We start from the raw sequence: 16,442 nt of genomic DNA, 5'->3' as shown, positions 1-16,442 counted from the left end.
CTCCCACAGGTTTTGTATTACTGCTCATAGTTCTATCTTGTGATGCAGTTCACTGGTCGGGCGCAACGCCCGGGCATAGCAGAACAGAAACAGATTGCGCACCAACTCCTTGAGCACCAATGGCTCGCTGGAATTGAGACTGCTGACGTCCAGATCCCCTTGATCCTGCAGTTCATGCAAGGCTTCTTCTTCAAGCACCGCACAGACTTCACCGGTTTCCCGATGGAGGATTCTGAGGTAAGGGTGTGGGCGATCCAGCCACGCGTCGATCAAATAAGTCATGGTTCTCATCTCCTTGAAGGGTTTCAATGAGAATAATTCTTATTCGTCAAATAGCAAGCGTCTATTGGCGGATTCTGAAATTTTCCGGGTAAAGATTGCGTAAGGTCAAAACGGCTGGCGTTTGGCTATTGCGCGGTTTTGCTGGGGGGGAGCGGGGAGGGCGAAGCTCCATCCCACGCCTGGCGCGGGATGGATGACAACGGAATCAGACCTTTCTGACGAACTCGGATTTGAGTTTCATCGGGCCGATACCGTCGATCTTGCAGTCGATGTCGTGGTCGCCATCGCACAGACGGATGTTCTTGACCTTGGTGCCGACCTTGACCACCAGCGAAGTGCCCTTGACCTTCAGATCCTTGATCACGGTGATGGTGTCGCCGTCCTGCAGGACGTTGCCGACCGAGTCTTTCTTCACGGCATCATCAGACGCCACTTCGGCTTCGCCGCTGGCGGACCACTCGTGGGCGCACTCCGGGCACACCAGTTGGGTACCGTCTTCGTAGGTGTATTCGGAATTGCATTTCGGGCAGGGTGGCAACGTGCTCACTAAGGCTCCTTGGGTGTGGATCGCTAAAAGTCGCACATTGTATAGGGTTTTAGTTTTTCAGGCAGTCAAATGCAAAAGATCGCAGCATCGACAACCCCTGTAGGAGCTGCCGAAGGCTGCGATCTCTTGATTTTGCTTCAGCGGTATCAGTGCGTACGGGCGACCGCAAACTCGCTCAGTTCAACCAGCGCATCGCGGTATTCGCTGGCTGGCAGTGCATCGAGGCACTTGATCGCGCGGGCCACGTAATCACGGGCCAGTTGCGCGGTGTATTCCAGCGAACCAGAAGCTTCCACAGCAATGCGGATGCTTTCCAGATCTTCGATCCCGCCTTTCTGGATCGCCTGACGCACCAGTGCAGCCTGTTCCGGCGTGCCTTCGCGCATGGTGTAGATCAGCGGCAGGGTCGGTTTGCCTTCGGCCAGATCGTCACCGACGTTCTTGCCCAGGGTCTCGGCGTCGCCCTTGTAGTCGAGCAGGTCGTCGACCAGTTGGAACGCCACACCGAGGTGGTCGCCGAAGGTGCGCAAGGCTTCGCTCTGCTCAGCGGTAGCACCGGCCAATGCAGCGGCGCTGTGGGTCGAAGCTTCGAAGAGCATCGCGGTCTTGCCGCGGATGACTTCCATATAGGTTTCTTCGGTGGTGCTGGCGTCGCGCACCTTGGACAGTTGCAGTACTTCGCCTTCAGCGATGATGCGCGTGGCCTGGGACAGGATCTTCATCACCGGCATCGAGCCCAGTTCGACCATCATTTCAAACGAGCGCGAGTACAGGAAATCGCCGACCAGCACGCTCGGGGCGTTGCCCCACATGGCGTTGGCGGTCGAACGGCCACGGCGCATGCCGGACATGTCGACCACGTCGTCATGCAGCAGGGTGGCGGTGTGCAGGAATTCGATGGTGGCGGCCAGCAGGCGCATGTCGTCGCCTTCGCGACCCAGGGCCTTGCCACACAGCAACACTAATAAAGGACGCAGACGTTTGCCGCCGGCCGAGGTAATGTAATCGCCGATTTTCGATACCAGCGGTACTCGGGAAGTCAGCTGCTTCTTGATGATGCCGTCGACGGCGCTAAAATCGTCCGCCACCGCGCGGTAGAAAGCTTGGGGTTGCATCAGCGAGAGTCGCTCCAGAAGGGTTGCGCGGCATGCTAGGACCCCCATCCAGACCTGTCAAGGCGCGATAGACGGCTACTTGCAAGCCTGCGGCACCTTGCGTACAATCGCGCACCCTGAACTTCCTGGGCAGCACCTGCCTTACGCAATTGCAACGGGCCTTCCAGCCTTATGCAGCCATGCCAGCCAATACCTCTTCTTATAAAGAGCTGGGTGAGCAGGATTATCGGAGAAATACCATGTCTTATGCAGTAATCGTTACTGGCGGCAAGCAGTACAAAGTCGCCCCGGGTGAATACCTGAAGATCGAAAAACTGGAAATCGCTACCGGCGAATCCGTTACCTTTGATCGCGTTCTGTTGGTTGCCAATGGCGACGACGTGAATATCGGCGCTCCAGTTGTTGCTGGCGCTACCGTTGTGGCTGAAGTGATCTCCCAAGGTCGTCACGATAAAGTCCGCATCATCAAGTTCCGTCGCCGTAAGCACCACATGAAGCGTATGGGCCACCGCCAGTGGTACACCGAGATCAAAATCACCGGTATTCAGGCTTAATTTCAGCCTAATTCCTCACTAGGAGAATTGACTCATGGCACACAAAAAAGCTGGTGGTAGTACCCGTAACGGTCGCGACTCAGAAGCCAAACGCCTTGGCGTTAAGATGTATGGCGGCCAGAAAATCATTCCGGGCAACATCATCGTGCGTCAGCGCGGCACCCAATTCCACGCTGGCTACGGCGTTGGCATGGGTAAGGATCACACCCTCTTCGCGAAAATCGAAGGCGTGATCAAGTTTGAAGTAAAAGGCGCGTTCAACCGCCGTTACGTGAGCGTTGTCGCAGCTTAATTGCGCGATCGCTGGAAAAGCCCTGTCTCGCGACGGGGCTTTTTCGTTTGTGGGGTGAGTCTCTTGCAAAACTGTTTGTATGGGCTGTCGGCGTGCGATGCAGGTCGTGTTTTGGGGTCGCTGCGCTCATTTTTGCAAGAGTCTTATGTCTTGATTGTTTTTCGGCTCGTCCGTACGGCGAGAGGCGTTGGTTATGAAGTTTGTTGATGAAGTATCGATTCGCGTAAAGGCTGGTGACGGCGGCAATGGCGCCATGAGTTTCCGTCGGGAAAAATTCATCGAAAACGGTGGCCCGAACGGCGGTGATGGCGGTGATGGCGGTTCCATCTACATGATGGCTGACGAAAACCTCAACACCCTGGTCGACTACCGTTACACCCGGCACTTCGATGCCGAGCGTGGCTCCAATGGTGGCAGCACTGACTGCACCGGCAAGAAGGGCGAAGACCTGATCCTGCGCGTGCCGGTCGGCACTACGGTGATCGACTCTGCTACTCAGGAAGTGATTGGTGACCTGACCAAGGCTGGCCAGAAACTGATGGTAGTGCAGGGTGGTTGGCACGGTCTGGGTAACACCCGTTTCAAATCCAGTACCAACCGGGCGCCGCGTCAGACCACGCCGGGTAAGCCGGGTGAGCAGCGCGACCTGAAACTGGAAATGAAAGTACTGGCTGACGTCGGTCTGCTGGGCTTGCCGAACGCCGGTAAAAGTACCTTTATCCGTTCCGTTTCTGCGGCCAAGCCGAAAGTCGCCGACTACCCGTTCACCACGCTGGTGCCGAACCTCGGTGTGGTCAGCGTCGATCGCTGGAAGAGCTTTGTCATTGCCGACATTCCGGGTCTGATCGAAGGCGCTTCCGACGGTGCTGGCCTGGGCATTCGCTTCCTCAAGCACTTGGCGCGTACGCGTCTGTTGCTGCACCTCGTCGATATGGCGCCGCTTGATGATTCCAGCGCGCCGGATGCCGCTGAAGTGATCGTCAACGAACTGATCAAGTTCAGTCCGTCCCTGGCCGAGCGTGATCGCTGGCTGGTGCTGAACAAGTGCGACCAGATCCTTGAAGAAGAGCACGATGAGCGCGTCAAGGAAATCGTTGATCGCCTGGAGTGGACTGGCCCGGTCTACGTGATCTCGGCGATCGCCAAGATCGGTACCGAGCGTCTGTGCCACGACATCATGCGTTACATGGAAGATCGCGCCGATCGCTTGGCCAATGACCCGGCTTACAAGGAAGAGCTGGCCGACCTCGATCAGCGCATCGAAGACGAAGCCCGTGCGCAGCTGCAGGCGCTGGATGACAAGCGTGCCCTGCGTCGCAGCGGCGTGAAGTCGGTCCATGACATCGGCGACGATGATTGGGACGAAGAAGATGTGGATGACGAAGACGGTCCGGAAATCATTTACGTGCGTGACTGATTCGTTGGGTAGGCGCTGCCGCAGGCTGCGATCTTTTGACCTTTAGAAGATCGCTGGTGTGTGCTGAGTCTTCATCTCAGGGCGGTGTTATCATCGCTGCAAGCCGTTTTTCTAAGGCGCCGCTCAATCGAGCGGCGTTTTAGTATCTGGAAATCGCAAGTCACAAATAACGTCATGGGCGGCGCTGGGTCGCGTTGCCCTCAAGCTAAGGTTGAAGATGATGCGGAGCAAGGTGACAGGTGCGCAGCGTTGGGTCGTGAAGATCGGCAGCGCTTTGCTGACAGCTGATGGCAAAGGGCTGGATCGCGCGGCAATGAGTGTCTGGGTGGAGCAGATGGTGGCATTGCATGAGGCTGGCGTCGAGTTGGTGCTGGTGTCCTCCGGGGCGGTAGCGGCCGGCATGAGCCGTTTGGGCTGGACCGCACGACCCAGTGCGATGCATGAGCTCCAGGCGGCTGCGGCAATTGGTCAGATGGGCTTGGTGCAGGCGTGGGAATCGAGCTTCGCCGAGCATGGCCGGCACACTGCGCAGATTCTGCTGACGCATGACGATTTGTCCGACCGCAAGCGCTACCTCAACGCCCGCAGCACTTTGCGCGCATTGGTCGAGCTGAAAGTCATCCCGGTGATCAACGAAAACGACACCGTGGTCACCGACGAAATCCGTTTCGGCGACAACGACACGCTCGCGGCGCTGGTGGCCAACCTGGTCGAGGCGGATCTGCTGGTGATCCTGACCGACCGCGATGGCATGTTTGACGCCGATCCGCGCAACAATCCCGAGGCGCAGCTGATTTACGAAGCGCGCGCTGATGATCCGAGTCTCGATGCGGTAGCGGGCGGCACGGGTGGTGCGCTGGGGCGTGGCGGTATGCAGACCAAGTTGCGAGCGGCGCGACTGGCTGCGCGTTCCGGTGCGCACACCATCATTGTTGGTGGGCGTCTTGAGCGTGTGCTTGATCGCCTGAAGGCGGGTGAGCGTATCGGTACGTTGCTGTCGCCTGAGCGCGGCATGCTCGCGGCACGCAAGCAATGGCTGGCCGGGCATCTGCAGACTCGCGGCACGTTGGTGCTGGATGATGGTGCGGTGTCGGCGCTGTCACAGGGCAATAAAAGTTTGCTGCCGGTAGGTGTGAAGTTGGTGCAGGGCAGTTTCCGTCGCGGTGAAATGGTCGTCTGCGTGGCGCCCGATGGTCGTGAGATTGCCCGAGGCCTGGCTAACTACAGCGCGCTGGAAGCACAAAAAATTATCGGTCAGTCGTCGGATGCGATTGTCGGTTTGCTCGGTTACATGGCGGAGCCTGAACTGGTTCACCGTGACAACCTGATTCTGGTCTAAGGAAAATTCGATGCGTTTAGCGAAAGGATTGTTGGGCTTGCTGATGGCGATGCCATTGCTGGCCTCGGCCGAGGAAATCGGTCAGGTGTCGACGGTGTTCAAGTTTGTCGGTCCGAACGACCGCATTGTGGTCGAGGCTTTCGATGATCCGAAAGTTGAGGGGGTGACCTGCTACCTGTCGCGCGCCAAGACGGGCGGTGTGAAGGGCGGTCTCGGTCTGGCTGAGGATCGCGCCGAAGCGTCGATCGCCTGTCGCCAGGTTGGTCCGATCAAGTTCAAGGGTGATCTGAAGGATGGCGATGAGGTGTTCAAGGAGCGCACTTCGCTGGTATTCAAGACCATGCAGGTGGTGCGTTTCCTCGACAAGAAGCGCAACACGCTGGTGTATCTGGTCTACAGCGACCGCTTGATCGAAGGCAGTCCGCAGAATGCCGTGACCGCCATCCCGATCCTGCCGTGGGTGCCGATCCAGCAATAACGCCGCAAACCAACTGTAGGAGTGAGCCTGCTCGCGATAGCGGTGTGTCAGTCGATGCAATTATTGACTGTGACACTGCTATCGCGATCAGGCTCACTCCTACATTTTTTTGCGCTGGGATTTGTTAAATCACAGGCAATAAAAAACCGACCCTAGGGTCGGTTTTTTAATGACTACGTCGGATTAAGCAGCTTCTTTCAGTGCTTTGACGTGGCCATTCAGACGGCTCTTATGGCGAGCAGCCTTGTTCTTGTGGATGATGCCTTTATCGGCCATACGGTCGATAACTGGCACAGCCAGAACGTATGCAGCTTGAGCTTTTTCAGCGTCTTTTGCGTCGATGGCTTTAACTACATTCTTGATGTAGGTGCGAACCATGGAACGCAGGCTGGCGTTGTGGCTGCGACGCTTCTCAGCCTGTTTTGCACGTTTTTTGGCGGAAGGTGAGTTGGCCACCGTCGAGCTCCTCGAAAGACTTTTTAGGAAATAGCAAACAAAATAGGCCGCGAATCATGCCGATGAGTTGAAGTCTTGTCAAGGGCACTTGAAACGTTCCGCTAAGTGGTAGGTATAAAGAGGCGGGATATTTATTTCCGGCGCTTGACCTGTAAACTCGCGAGCTTTGGCTCTGTGCTGCTGCGGCGCGGAGTATCGCACAAGTAGGCGCTTTGTTCGCCTGCTGTTTATCGACAGGCACAAATTCCCTCAATGAATCTGCTCAAATCGTTGGCCGCCGTCAGCTCTATCACGATGCTTTCCCGGATTCTGGGCTTTGTTCGTGACACGCTGATTGCTCGTACTTTCGGCGCCGGGATGGCGACGGATGCCTTCTTTATTGCCTTCAAACTGCCCAATCTGCTGCGGCGTATCTTCGCTGAAGGCGCGTTCTCTCAGGCATTCGTGCCGATTCTCGCTGAATACAAGAGCCAGAAGGGTGAAGAGGCGACCCGAACCTTTATTGCCTATGTGTCGGGCCTGCTGACGCTGGTATTGGCGGTAGTGACGGCGCTGGGCATGATCGCTGCGCCTTGGGTGATCTGGGCGACGGCCCCGGGTTTTACCGATACGCCGGAAAAATTCCAGCTCACCTCCGATCTGTTGCGGGTGACGTTCCCCTATATATTGCTGATCTCCCTGTCCTCACTGGCGGGCGCGATTCTCAATACCTGGAACCGTTTCTCGGTGCCGGCCTTTGTGCCGACGTTGCTCAACGTCAGCATGATCGTGTTTTCGCTGTTCCTCACGCCGTACTTCGATCCGCCGGTGATGGCGCTGGGCTGGGCGGTACTGGTCGGTGGACTGGCGCAGTTGCTCTATCAGCTGCCGCACCTGAAAAAGATCGGCATGCTGGTGCTGCCGCGCCTGAACCTGCGCGATACCGGCGTCTGGCGCGTAATGAAGCAGATGCTGCCGGCGATTCTCGGCGTGTCGGTCAGCCAGATCTCGCTGATCATCAACACCATCTTCGCCTCGTTTCTGGTCGCAGGCTCGGTGTCGTGGATGTATTACGCCGATCGCTTGATGGAGCTGCCTTCGGGTGTGCTTGGCGTGGCATTGGGCACGATTCTGCTGCCGACGCTGGCGAAAACTTACGCGAGCAAAGATCGCCATGAGTACTCGCGAATCCTCGATTGGGGCCTGCGCCTGTGCTTTGTGCTGGTGCTGCCCTGTGCGCTGGCGTTGGGGATTCTCGCCGAGCCGCTGACTGTTTCGCTATTCCAGTACGGTCAGTTCAGTGGCTTCGACGCCGAAATGACTCAGCGCGCATTGATTGCTTACTCTGTCGGTCTGCTCGGGATTATTGTGATCAAAGTGTTGGCTCCGGGCTTTTATGCGCAACAGAACATCCGTACACCGGTAAAAATCGCAATCTTTACCCTGGTGGTCACTCAGCTGTTCAACCTGGTGCTGATTGGCCCGTTAGCGCACGCGGGGCTGGCACTGGCGATCAGTGCCGGTGCCTGTCTCAACGCCGGACTGCTGTTCTATCAACTGCGTAAACAGCAGATGTATCAGCCGCAGCCGGGTTGGGCCAAGTTTGGTTTCAAACTGGTGATCGCGGTGGCGGTAATGTCGGCAGTGTTGCTGCTTGGCATGCATTTCATGCCGGCGTGGGATCAAGGGCACATGCTTGAGCGCTTCCTGCGTCTGGGCGCATTGGTTGCGGCGGGCGTGGTGTCCTATTTCGGTATGTTGCTGTTGCTCGGTTTCCGCTTGCGTGATTTCAATCGCAAGGCCTTGAGCTGAGGTTTTACCCTTTATAAACAGGCGCGGGCCGGCAGTTTTGTCGGCTCGTTCACTTTGCGTTACGGTGTTGCCTGTCGTCGACCGTCGGGTGTGGTTATAATCGACCACTTTATGAGCAAGAAGCGCGTTATGCAGCTGGTTCGAGGCCTCCACAACTTGCGCCCCCAGCATCGGGGCTGCGTCGCCACTATTGGCAACTTTGACGGTGTTCACCGTGGTCACCAGGCTATCCTGGCCCGACTGCGTGAGCGTGCGCTCGAGTTGGGCGTACCCAGCTGCGTGGTGATTTTCGAGCCGCAGCCACGGGAGTTCTTTGCCCCCGAGACCGCGCCGGCGCGTCTGGCCCGCTTGCGCGACAAGCTGCAATTGCTGGCTGCCGAAGGCGTCGACCGGGTGTTGTGCCTGGCGTTCAACCAGCGCTTGAGCAAGCTCAGCGCCAGTGAGTTCGTCGACACCATCCTCGTCGATGGTCTTGGCGTGCAGCATCTGGAAGTCGGTGACGATTTCCGTTTCGGTTGCGACCGCCTCGGCGATTTCGACTTCCTGCTGCAGGCCGGGCAGATGCACGGTTTTACCGTTGAAGCGGCACAAACCGTCGAGCTGGACGGCATTCGCGTCAGCAGTACGCAGGTGCGTAATGCATTGGCTGCCGCCGATTTTGCCTTGGCCGAACGTTTGCTCGGTCGCCCGTACCGCATTGCCGGTCGCGTGCTGCACGGCCAGAAACTGGCCCGGCAACTGGGTACGCCCACTGCCAACATTCAACTCAAACGTCGTCGCGTGCCGTTCACAGGTGTGTATCTGGTGAATGTCGATATCGACGGCAAGACCTGGCCCGGTGTCGCTAATATCGGCGTACGGCCCACGGTACAAGGTGATGGCAAGGCCCACCTTGAAGTCCATCTTCTAGATTTTGCCGGCGATTTGTATGACCGGCGTTTGACGGTGGTTTTCCACCAAAAGCTGCGTGAAGAGCAGCGCTTCGCCTCCCTGGAGGCATTGAAAACGGCGATCAATGCGGATGTCGCCACCGCCCGTGCACTAGCCGCACCTAGCGCCCATCGCTAATGAAGAGCCTTAAATGACCGACTATAAAGCCACGCTTAACCTTCCGGACACCGCCTTCCCAATGAAGGCCGGCCTGCCACAGCGCGAACCGCAGATCCTGCAGCGCTGGGACAGTATTGGCCTGTACGGAAAGTTGCGCGAGATTGGCAAGGATCGTCCGAAGTTCGTTCTGCACGACGGTCCTCCGTATGCCAACGGCACGATCCACATCGGTCACGCACTGAACAAGATTCTCAAGGACATGATCATCCGCTCGAAGACCCTGTCGGGCTTCGACGCGCCGTACGTTCCGGGTTGGGACTGCCACGGCCTGCCGATCGAGCACAAGGTTGAAGTGACCCACGGCAAAAATCTGGGCGCGGACAAGACCCGCGAGCTGTGCCGTGCCTACGCCACCGAGCAAATCGAAGGGCAGAAGTCCGAATTCATCCGTCTCGGCGTGCTGGGCGATTGGGCCAACCCGTACAAGACCATGGATTTCAAGAACGAGGCCGGTGAAATCCGCGCCCTCGCCGAAATCGTCAAGGGCGGTTTCGTGTTCAAGGGCCTCAAACCTGTGAACTGGTGCTTCGACTGCGGCTCGGCCCTGGCTGAAGCGGAAGTCGAGTACGAGAACAAAAAGTCATCGACCATCGACGTAGCATTCCCGATCGCCGACGAAGCCCAACTGGCTGCTGCGTTCGGTCTGCCGTCGTTGAGCAAACCTGCCTCGATCGTGATCTGGACCACCACCCCGTGGACCATCCCGGCCAACCAGGCGCTGAACGTTCACCCGGAATTCAACTACGCCCTGGTCGACATCGGCGACAAGCTGCTGGTACTGGCTGAAGAGCTGGTCGAAGCCTGCCTGACGCGCTATGGCGTCGAAGGCTCGGTCATCGCGACCACCACCGGTAAACAGCTGGAACTGATCAACTTCCGTCATCCGTTCTATGACCGTCTGTCGCCGGTGTATCTGGCTGACTACGTCGAACTGGGTGCTGGCACCGGCGTGGTTCACTCCGCTCCGGCCTACGGCGTGGATGACTTCGTGACCTGCAAGAAGTACGGCATGGTTAACGACGACATCCTTAATCCAGTGCAGAGCAACGGCGTGTACGTGCCGTCGCTGGAATTCTTCGGCGGCCAGTTCATCTGGAAGGCCAACCCGGCGATTGTCGACAAACTGACCGAAGTCGGTGCGCTGCTGCACACCACCGTCATCGAACACAGCTACATGCACTGCTGGCGCCACAAGACCCCGCTGATCTACCGCGCCACCGCGCAGTGGTTCATCGGCATGGACAAAGAGCCAACCAGCGGTGACACCCTGCGTGTGCGTTCGCTCAAAGCCATCGAAGACACCAAATTCGTTCCGGCCTGGGGCCAGGCGCGTCTGCACTCGATGATCGCCAACCGTCCGGACTGGTGCATCTCGCGTCAGCGCAACTGGGGCGTGCCGATCCCGTTCTTCCTCAACAAGGAAAGCGGCGAACTGCACCCACGCACCGTCGAGCTGATGGAAGAAGTGGCCAAGCGCGTTGAAGTCGAAGGTATCGAAGCCTGGTTCAAGATGGACGCTGCCGAGTTGCTCGGCGACGAAGCGCCGCTGTACGACAAGATCAGCGACACCCTCGACGTCTGGTTCGACTCGGGCACCACGCACTGGCACGTCCTGCGCGGTTCGCACCCGATGGGTCACGAAACCGGCCCGCGTGCCGATCTGTACCTGGAAGGTTCCGACCAACACCGTGGCTGGTTCCACTCGTCGCTGCTGACCGGCTGCGCCATCGACAATCACGCGCCGTACCGCGAACTGCTGACCCACGGTTTCACCGTCGACGAAGCCGGTCGCAAGATGTCCAAGTCGCTGGGCAACGTGATCGCGCCGCAGAAAGTCAACGATACTCTGGGCGCCGACATCATGCGTCTGTGGGTTGCTTCGACTGACTACTCCGGTGAAATGGCGGTTTCCGATCAGATCCTGCAACGCAGTGCGGACGCTTATCGTCGTATCCGAAACACCGCGCGCTTCCTGCTTTCGAACCTGAGCGGTTTCAACCCGGCTACCGACATTCTGCCGGCCGAAGAAATGCTCGCGCTGGATCGTTGGGCAGTCGACCGTACCTTGCTGCTGCAACGCGAGTTGCAAGAGCACTACGGCGAATACCGTTTCTGGAACGTTTACTCGAAGATCCACAACTTCTGCGTGCAGGAGCTGGGTGGTTTTTACCTCGACATCATCAAGGACCGTCAGTACACCACTGGCGCCAACAGCAAGGCCCGCCGTTCGGCGCAAACCGCGCTGTTCCACATCTCCGAAGCGCTGGTGCGCTGGATCGCGCCGATCCTCGCCTTCACCGCCGACGAACTGTGGGAATACCTGCCGGGCGAGCGTAACGAATCGGTGATGCTCAACACCTGGTACGAAGGTTTGACCGAACTGCCGGCCGACGTTGAACTGGGCCGCGACTACTGGGAGCGCGTGATGGCGGTCAAGGTAGCGGTCAACAAAGAAATGGAAATCCAGCGCGCAGCGAAAGCAGTCGGTGGCAACCTGCAAGCCGAAGTGACGCTGTACGCCGAAGACGCCCTGAGCGCCGACCTGGCCAAGTTGAGCAACGAACTGCGCTTTGTATTGATCACCTCGACGGCCAGCGTTGCACCGTTTGTACAGGCTCCGGCCGACGCGGTAGTGACTGAAGTCAGCGGCCTGAAGCTGAAGATCGTCAAATCGGCCTTCCCGAAATGCGCCCGTTGCTGGCACTGCCGTGAAGACGTCGGTGTGAACCCGGAGCATCCGGAAATCTGCGGTCGTTGCGTCGACAACATCAGCGGCGCTGGCGAGGTTCGTCACTATGCCTAATGCCGTTGGCCGTTTTGGACGGTTGAGCTGGCTGTGGTTGAGTTTGCTGGTTCTGGTCATCGACCAGGCCAGCAAGTTCTACTTCGAAGGCAGGCTCGAAATGTTCCAGCAGATCGTGATCATTCCCGATTACTTCAGCTGGACCCTGGCTTACAACACCGGCGCGGCGTTCAGCTTCCTGGCGGACAGCTCCGGCTGGCAGCGCTGGTTGTTCGCCCTGATCGCGATTGTGGTCAGTGCGGTGCTGGTGGTCTGGCTCAAGCGCCTGGGCCGCAACGAAACCTGGCTGGCCGTCGCTTTGGCGCTGGTGCTAGGTGGTGCGCTGGGCAATCTGTATGACCGCATTGCCTTGGGCCATGTGATCGATTTCATTCTGGTGCACTGGCAGAACCGCTGGTACTTCCCGGCGTTCAACTTCGCTGACAGCGCGATTACCGTTGGCGCGGTGATGTTGGCACTGGATATGTTCAAAAGTAAAAAGACCGGAGAAGCCGTTCATGACTGAACAGGTATTGGCTGAGCAACGCATCGGCCAGAACACGGAAGTCACTTTGCACTTTGCATTGCGCCTGGAGAACGGCGACACCGTCGACAGTACGTTCGACAAAGCCCCGGCGACCTTCAAGGTCGGCGACGGCAACCTGCTGCCGGGTTTCGAAGCGGCGCTGTTCGGCTTCAAGGCTGGCGACAAGCGTACGCTGACCGTCGAGCCGGAAAACGCCTTCGGCCAGCCGAACCCGCAGAACGTACAGATCATCCCGCGTTCGCAGTTCGTCGACATGGAGTTGTCACCGGGTTTGCTGGTGATCTTCAACGATGCGGCCAATACTGAGTTGCCGGGTGTGGTGAAAGAGTTCGATGACGCGCAAGTGACCATCGACTTCAACCACCCGCTGGCGGGCAAGACGCTGACCTTTGACGTGGAAATCATTTCCGTCAAAGCGCTGTAAAAATGTGGGAGCGAGCAAGCTCGCTCCCACCCAGTTGGTTATTCATTGTTTTCGCGCGCAAGACACGAGGCACAGCATGCAAATCAAACTCGCCAACCCCCGTGGCTTCTGCGCTGGCGTGGACCGGGCGATCGAAATCGTCAACCGCGCCCTGGAAGTCTTCGGGCCGCCGATCTACGTGCGTCACGAGGTGGTGCACAACAAGTTCGTCGTTGAAGACCTGCGCAGCCGCGGGGCGATCTTCGTCGAAGAGCTGGATCAGGTGCCGGACGACGTTATCGTGATCTTCAGTGCTCACGGCGTATCCCAGGCCGTACGCACCGAAGCCGCCGGCCGTGGCCTGAAAGTGTTCGACGCCACCTGCCCGCTGGTGACCAAGGTGCACATTGAGGTGGCTAAATACAGCCGCGATGGCCGTGAGTGCATTTTGATCGGCCACGCCGGACACCCGGAAGTCGAAGGCACCATGGGCCAGTATGACGGCAGCAATGGCGGCGCGATTTACCTCGTCGAAGACGAGAAAGACGTCGCCGAGCTGCAGGTGCAGAACCCGGATAAACTGGCTTTCGTGACCCAGACCACGCTGTCGATGGACGACACCAGTCGCGTCATCGATGCATTGCGCACGCGCTTCCCGGCCATCGGCGGTCCGCGCAAGGACGACATCTGCTACGCCACGCAAAACCGTCAGGACGCGGTCAAGCAACTGGCCGACGAGTGCGACGTGGTGCTGGTAGTTGGCAGCCCGAACAGCTCCAACTCCAACCGTCTGCGTGAGCTTGCCGAGCGCATGGCCACACCGGCCTACCTGATTGACGGCGCGGAAGACCTGCAAAAGAGCTGGTTCGATGGCGTTGAGCGTATCGGCATCACCGCCGGTGCCTCCGCGCCGGAAGTACTGGTGCGTGGCGTGATTCAGCAACTGCAGGCTTGGGGCGCCACCGGTGCCGATGAGCTGGCCGGTCGCGAAGAGAACATCACGTTCTCGATGCCTAAAGAGCTGCGCGTGCGTTCGATCTGACACGCTGGCTTTTGTGGCACAGCGCCTGCTCAGTCTCTTGGCTGTTCAGGCGTACACGGCCGGTCGCCGCCAGTACTATCTGACGCTGGCTGACCGGCTCGCGAGCCGAGCAGACATGTAATGTCCCTGCCTGAAATGCCCGCCCGGGCATCAGCGGTTGCCCCAGACTGCTGAAACGTACGTAACGACTCACCGACCAATTGCCGACAATTGGCACCTGCGTGTCGCTCACACTTTCTTGTAGCAGTGGATTGTTGCTGTCTTTCTGCCCCTTGCCGCTGATATCCAGAATGATCCGCCAGCCCTGACTCCAGTCGCCGTTGATGCCATGAATCACCACGCTCTGATTGCGCGTGATGGCCAGTGTGCGGGCGTTGCGAAGGCCATCGAGCAGCGATTGCGCCGCTTGATCCCGATGGTTCGATTCTCTGAGCGTGGCAAACGCCGGACTGACCAGCAGCAGAACAATTGCGCCAATCGCCAGTCCCATAAGCAGTTCTATCAGGCTGAAACCCTGTTGCGACATGAAAACTCCCTCCATGGAGTGAGATGAACGGCGCGCTCCGTGCGCCGGGCAGGGCAAATCAACCGACGCGGGCCGGTTGAATGTTCTAGCGTGTAGAAGCAGGTATAGCCGACGGCAACGGAGGGCATCGATGGATCTTCGTACAAAAGGTTTCACGCTGATCGAGTTGTTGGTTGCGATCGCGATCTTCGTGATTCTGATCACCCTGGCGGTGCCGGCATTCACCCGTTCGGTTCAGGGCAGCAAGGCTGATACCGAGATGGGCGACCTGCAACGGGCGATCAACTTCGCCAGGCTCGAAGCCATCGACCGAGGCACTACCCTGCGTCTGCGCCCGACCGCCGGTGGCAGCGTCTGGGCCAGTGAGTTGTCGGTTTACGACAGTACTGGCACTTCGGCCAATGTGTTGCGGGTTGTTCCCGCAATGAGCAGCGGCGCGACTCTGACGCTACCCTCAGGAGTGACCGCACTGGATTTCAACAACCTCGGCGGTCTGGCAGCGCCGTCGACGGCGGTGACCATCAGTTACACGTTGGGAACGCAAAGCAGGACGCTGAATGTGTGTTTGAACGGACGAATTCAATTGGGTGGAAGTTGCGGATGAGGGCAGGGAGTCAACACGTACAGCAGGGCATGACGCTGATCGAGGTGCTGGTCGCGTTGCTGATTCTGACGGTCGGGCTGCTGGGCGCGGCAGCGGTGCAACTGAATGCGCTGAAATACACCGACAGCTCACGGATGACCAGTCAGGCCAGTTTCATTGCCTACGACATGATGGACCGCATCCGCGCCAATTCCGGCGCCGACTACACCGTCACGCCGCCGACTTCGGGCAACTTGAGCGTTGCGCGTGATCAGGATCTCTACGACTTCTCGACCAACATCATCAATTTCGGCGGGCCGACCGCCACCGGCAGCATCACCCTCAATCAGCGCGTCTACACCATCACCATCAACTGGAGCGACGCACGGGCAGCCAACACCGCCAGTGCTCAACGCAGTTTTATCCTGACCAGCCGCGCTGCGGTTGATCCGGTGGCCACGCCATGAAGCAGCAAAACCGTGGATTCGGTCTGATCGAATTACTTATCGCTTTGGCATTGGGGCTGATTGTGGTGCTTGGCGTGGTGCAGATTTTCATCGCGGCGAAAAATACCTATGTCAGCCAGAACACCGCCGCCGCGATGCAGGAAGACGCGCGGTTCGTATTGAGCAAGATGATTCAGGAAATTCGCATGGTCGGGATGTTCGGCTGTCTGGGCACGATCCTCGATTCGAGCTCCGCGGGCGACTTCAACGCTGCGCAGGTCATGCCGATCAACTGGGACAATGCCAACCTGAAACTGACACTGGTGACCGCCGATATCGGCAGCGGCGGGGGCACGCCAACCTGGACGGTGCTCTCCGACTGCCGCAATAGCGCAACGGCCTATACCGGCTTGCGCTCCCCGGCGAGCGGGCAAATCGCGTTCCCGATCCGGCGTCTGATCTACAGCTTCAGCAACAATCAGATTCTCATGGGCACCGGCAGCGGCACACCGACCCAGCAGGTGTTGGTGAACAATGTCAGTGCATTCAACGTGACGTTTGGTCTGGCCAGTTCGGCGACGGATGTGGCGGCCTCGACCTACAGCGCCAACCCCGCCGATCCGGCGCGCATTCGCAGTGTGCGGCTGAGCCTGACCCTCAACGATCCGAACAATCGGGTGCGCAATCAAACCTTCAACGTGGTTGCCGCTTTGCGCAACCGCTTGCAGTGAG

At 58.5% G+C, this 16,442-nt stretch carries 19 protein-coding genes; 14 read left to right on the top strand and 5 right to left on the bottom strand.

All coding sequences use genetic code 11. The features are described 5' to 3' along the window. Nucleotides 1–24: 24 nt before the first annotated feature. The 3 genes from CKW26_RS11780 to CKW26_RS11770 form a co-directional block, all read right to left on the bottom strand. Nucleotides 25–282: a hypothetical protein gene (locus CKW26_RS11780; protein ID WP_034153845.1), complete on the bottom strand. Its 258-nt coding sequence runs from the start codon at nt 280–282 to the stop codon at nt 25–27. A gap of 205 nt (nt 283–487) precedes the next feature. Next, on the bottom strand, nt 488–829 hold the full coding sequence (locus tag CKW26_RS11775) for a zinc ribbon domain-containing protein YjdM (protein WP_016986200.1): 342 nt from the start codon (nt 827–829) through the stop codon (nt 488–490). A 146-nt stretch (nt 830–975) separates the two neighbouring features. Beyond that, nucleotides 976–1,944 (bottom strand): polyprenyl synthetase family protein, encoded by a 969-nt coding sequence (locus tag CKW26_RS11770; protein WP_007950962.1) that lies wholly within the window; start codon nt 1,942–1,944, stop codon nt 976–978. Nucleotides 1,945–2,183: 239 nt separating this feature from the next. On the opposite strand from CKW26_RS11770, the gene rplU reads away from it, so the two are divergent. The 5 genes from rplU to CKW26_RS11745 all read left to right on the top strand — a co-directional run bounded on the left by rplU (nt 2,184) and on the right by CKW26_RS11745 (nt 6,024). After that, entirely contained in the window at nt 2,184–2,498 is a 315-nt protein-coding gene (gene rplU / locus CKW26_RS11765) for a 50S ribosomal protein L21 (protein ID WP_003176051.1), read from the top strand. Between the two features lie 34 nt (nt 2,499–2,532). Continuing rightward, nucleotides 2,533–2,790 carry a 50S ribosomal protein L27 gene (gene rpmA / locus CKW26_RS11760; protein WP_003176049.1) on the top strand — a complete coding sequence of 86 codons (258 nt, stop codon included), beginning with the start codon at nt 2,533–2,535 and terminating at the stop codon, nt 2,788–2,790. A gap of 193 nt (nt 2,791–2,983) precedes the next feature. Further along, nucleotides 2,984–4,207: an Obg family GTPase CgtA gene (cgtA, locus tag CKW26_RS11755; RefSeq protein ID WP_016986202.1), complete on the top strand. Its 1,224-nt coding sequence runs from the start codon at nt 2,984–2,986 to the stop codon at nt 4,205–4,207. A gap of 220 nt (nt 4,208–4,427) precedes the next feature. Beyond that, complete coding sequence (gene proB / locus CKW26_RS11750; RefSeq protein WP_042561149.1) at nt 4,428–5,546, top strand: glutamate 5-kinase; 1,119 nt, start codon at nt 4,428–4,430, stop codon at nt 5,544–5,546. A 10-nt stretch (nt 5,547–5,556) separates the two neighbouring features. Beyond that, nucleotides 5,557–6,024, top strand: coding sequence for a CreA family protein (locus tag CKW26_RS11745; RefSeq protein ID WP_095048706.1), 468 nt, complete (start codon nt 5,557–5,559; stop codon nt 6,022–6,024). A 183-nt stretch (nt 6,025–6,207) separates the two neighbouring features. Here CKW26_RS11745 and rpsT read toward each other — a convergent pair whose 3' ends face one another. Further along, a complete protein-coding gene (rpsT, locus tag CKW26_RS11740; RefSeq protein WP_003228351.1) occupies nt 6,208–6,480 on the bottom strand; it encodes a 30S ribosomal protein S20 in 273 nt (90 codons plus the stop codon). Nucleotides 6,481–6,732: 252 nt separating this feature from the next. Between rpsT and murJ the strand changes: the two genes are divergently transcribed. The 6 genes from murJ to ispH all read left to right on the top strand — a co-directional run bounded on the left by murJ (nt 6,733) and on the right by ispH (nt 14,155). After that, a complete protein-coding gene (gene murJ, locus CKW26_RS11730) occupies nt 6,733–8,271 on the top strand; it encodes a murein biosynthesis integral membrane protein MurJ (protein WP_095048705.1) in 1,539 nt (512 codons plus the stop codon). Between the two features lie 129 nt (nt 8,272–8,400). Beyond that, nucleotides 8,401–9,339 carry a bifunctional riboflavin kinase/FAD synthetase gene (gene ribF / locus CKW26_RS11725; RefSeq protein ID WP_174244482.1) on the top strand — a complete coding sequence of 313 codons (939 nt, stop codon included), beginning with the start codon at nt 8,401–8,403 and terminating at the stop codon, nt 9,337–9,339. Between the two features lie 13 nt (nt 9,340–9,352). Next, the gene (ileS, locus tag CKW26_RS11720; protein ID WP_095048704.1) at nt 9,353–12,184 is read left to right on the top strand and encodes an isoleucine--tRNA ligase; all 2,832 of its coding nucleotides are present in this window, start codon (nt 9,353–9,355) and stop codon (nt 12,182–12,184) included. Next, complete coding sequence (gene lspA / locus CKW26_RS11715) at nt 12,177–12,689, top strand: signal peptidase II (RefSeq protein WP_095048703.1); 513 nt, start codon at nt 12,177–12,179, stop codon at nt 12,687–12,689. Before ileS ends, lspA begins: the two co-directional genes overlap by 8 nt. 7 nt (nt 12,690–12,696) lie before the next feature. Further along, complete coding sequence (gene fkpB / locus CKW26_RS11710) at nt 12,697–13,134, top strand: FKBP-type peptidyl-prolyl cis-trans isomerase (RefSeq protein ID WP_177409248.1); 438 nt, start codon at nt 12,697–12,699, stop codon at nt 13,132–13,134. A gap of 76 nt (nt 13,135–13,210) precedes the next feature. Beyond that, nucleotides 13,211–14,155 carry a 4-hydroxy-3-methylbut-2-enyl diphosphate reductase gene (ispH, locus tag CKW26_RS11705; RefSeq protein WP_095048702.1) on the top strand — a complete coding sequence of 315 codons (945 nt, stop codon included), beginning with the start codon at nt 13,211–13,213 and terminating at the stop codon, nt 14,153–14,155. On the opposite strand, the gene CKW26_RS11700 is transcribed toward ispH, so the two are convergent. Then, entirely contained in the window at nt 14,127–14,681 is a 555-nt protein-coding gene (locus CKW26_RS11700) for a GspH/FimT family pseudopilin (protein WP_095048701.1), read from the bottom strand. The genes ispH and CKW26_RS11700 overlap by 29 nt on opposite strands. A gap of 130 nt (nt 14,682–14,811) precedes the next feature. Between CKW26_RS11700 and CKW26_RS11695 the strand changes: the two genes are divergently transcribed. Genes CKW26_RS11695 through CKW26_RS11685 form a run of 3 tightly spaced genes read left to right on the top strand, consistent with a single transcriptional unit; the run spans nt 14,812 to nt 16,441 of the window. Beyond that, nucleotides 14,812–15,285, top strand: coding sequence for a GspH/FimT family pseudopilin (locus tag CKW26_RS11695; RefSeq protein ID WP_095048700.1), 474 nt, complete (start codon nt 14,812–14,814; stop codon nt 15,283–15,285). Next, complete coding sequence (gene pilV, locus CKW26_RS11690) at nt 15,282–15,731, top strand: type IV pilus modification protein PilV (protein WP_095048699.1); 450 nt, start codon at nt 15,282–15,284, stop codon at nt 15,729–15,731. Before CKW26_RS11695 ends, pilV begins: the two co-directional genes overlap by 4 nt. Beyond that, the gene (locus tag CKW26_RS11685; protein ID WP_095048698.1) at nt 15,728–16,441 is read left to right on the top strand and encodes a PilW family protein; all 714 of its coding nucleotides are present in this window, start codon (nt 15,728–15,730) and stop codon (nt 16,439–16,441) included. Before pilV ends, CKW26_RS11685 begins: the two co-directional genes overlap by 4 nt. Nucleotide 16,442: the final 1 nt, after the last annotated feature.

This window comes from Pseudomonas sp. Irchel s3h9, assembly GCF_900187475.1.
In the GTDB taxonomy this organism is placed as follows: Bacteria; Pseudomonadota; Gammaproteobacteria; order Pseudomonadales; family Pseudomonadaceae; genus Aquipseudomonas; species Aquipseudomonas neuropathica.
This window is presented reverse-complemented; position numbering and strand designations above follow the sequence as displayed.

Bases quoted from the DNA above. Each gene is read 5' to 3' on its own strand.
- CKW26_RS11780 (WP_034153845.1), bottom strand. From the start codon at position 282: ATGACTTATTTGATCGACGCGTGGCTGGATCGCCCACACCCTTACCTC.
- CKW26_RS11770 (WP_007950962.1), bottom strand. From the start codon at position 1,944: ATGCAACCCCAAGCTTTCTACCGCGCGGTGGCGGACGATTTTAGCGCC.
- rplU (WP_003176051.1), top strand. From the start codon at position 2,184: ATGTCTTATGCAGTAATCGTTACTGGCGGCAAGCAGTACAAAGTCGCC.
- rpmA (WP_003176049.1), top strand. From the start codon at position 2,533: ATGGCACACAAAAAAGCTGGTGGTAGTACCCGTAACGGTCGCGACTCA.
- cgtA (WP_016986202.1), top strand. From the start codon at position 2,984: ATGAAGTTTGTTGATGAAGTATCGATTCGCGTAAAGGCTGGTGACGGC.
- proB (WP_042561149.1), top strand. From the start codon at position 4,428: ATGCGGAGCAAGGTGACAGGTGCGCAGCGTTGGGTCGTGAAGATCGGC.
- CKW26_RS11745 (WP_095048706.1), top strand. From the start codon at position 5,557: ATGCGTTTAGCGAAAGGATTGTTGGGCTTGCTGATGGCGATGCCATTG.
- murJ (WP_095048705.1), top strand. From the start codon at position 6,733: ATGAATCTGCTCAAATCGTTGGCCGCCGTCAGCTCTATCACGATGCTT.
- ribF (WP_174244482.1), top strand. From the start codon at position 8,401: ATGCAGCTGGTTCGAGGCCTCCACAACTTGCGCCCCCAGCATCGGGGC.
- ileS (WP_095048704.1), top strand. From the start codon at position 9,353: ATGACCGACTATAAAGCCACGCTTAACCTTCCGGACACCGCCTTCCCA.
- lspA (WP_095048703.1), top strand. From the start codon at position 12,177: ATGCCTAATGCCGTTGGCCGTTTTGGACGGTTGAGCTGGCTGTGGTTG.
- ispH (WP_095048702.1), top strand. From the start codon at position 13,211: ATGCAAATCAAACTCGCCAACCCCCGTGGCTTCTGCGCTGGCGTGGAC.
- CKW26_RS11700 (WP_095048701.1), bottom strand. From the start codon at position 14,681: ATGTCGCAACAGGGTTTCAGCCTGATAGAACTGCTTATGGGACTGGCG.
- CKW26_RS11695 (WP_095048700.1), top strand. From the start codon at position 14,812: ATGGATCTTCGTACAAAAGGTTTCACGCTGATCGAGTTGTTGGTTGCG.
- pilV (WP_095048699.1), top strand. From the start codon at position 15,282: ATGAGGGCAGGGAGTCAACACGTACAGCAGGGCATGACGCTGATCGAG.
- CKW26_RS11685 (WP_095048698.1), top strand. From the start codon at position 15,728: ATGAAGCAGCAAAACCGTGGATTCGGTCTGATCGAATTACTTATCGCT.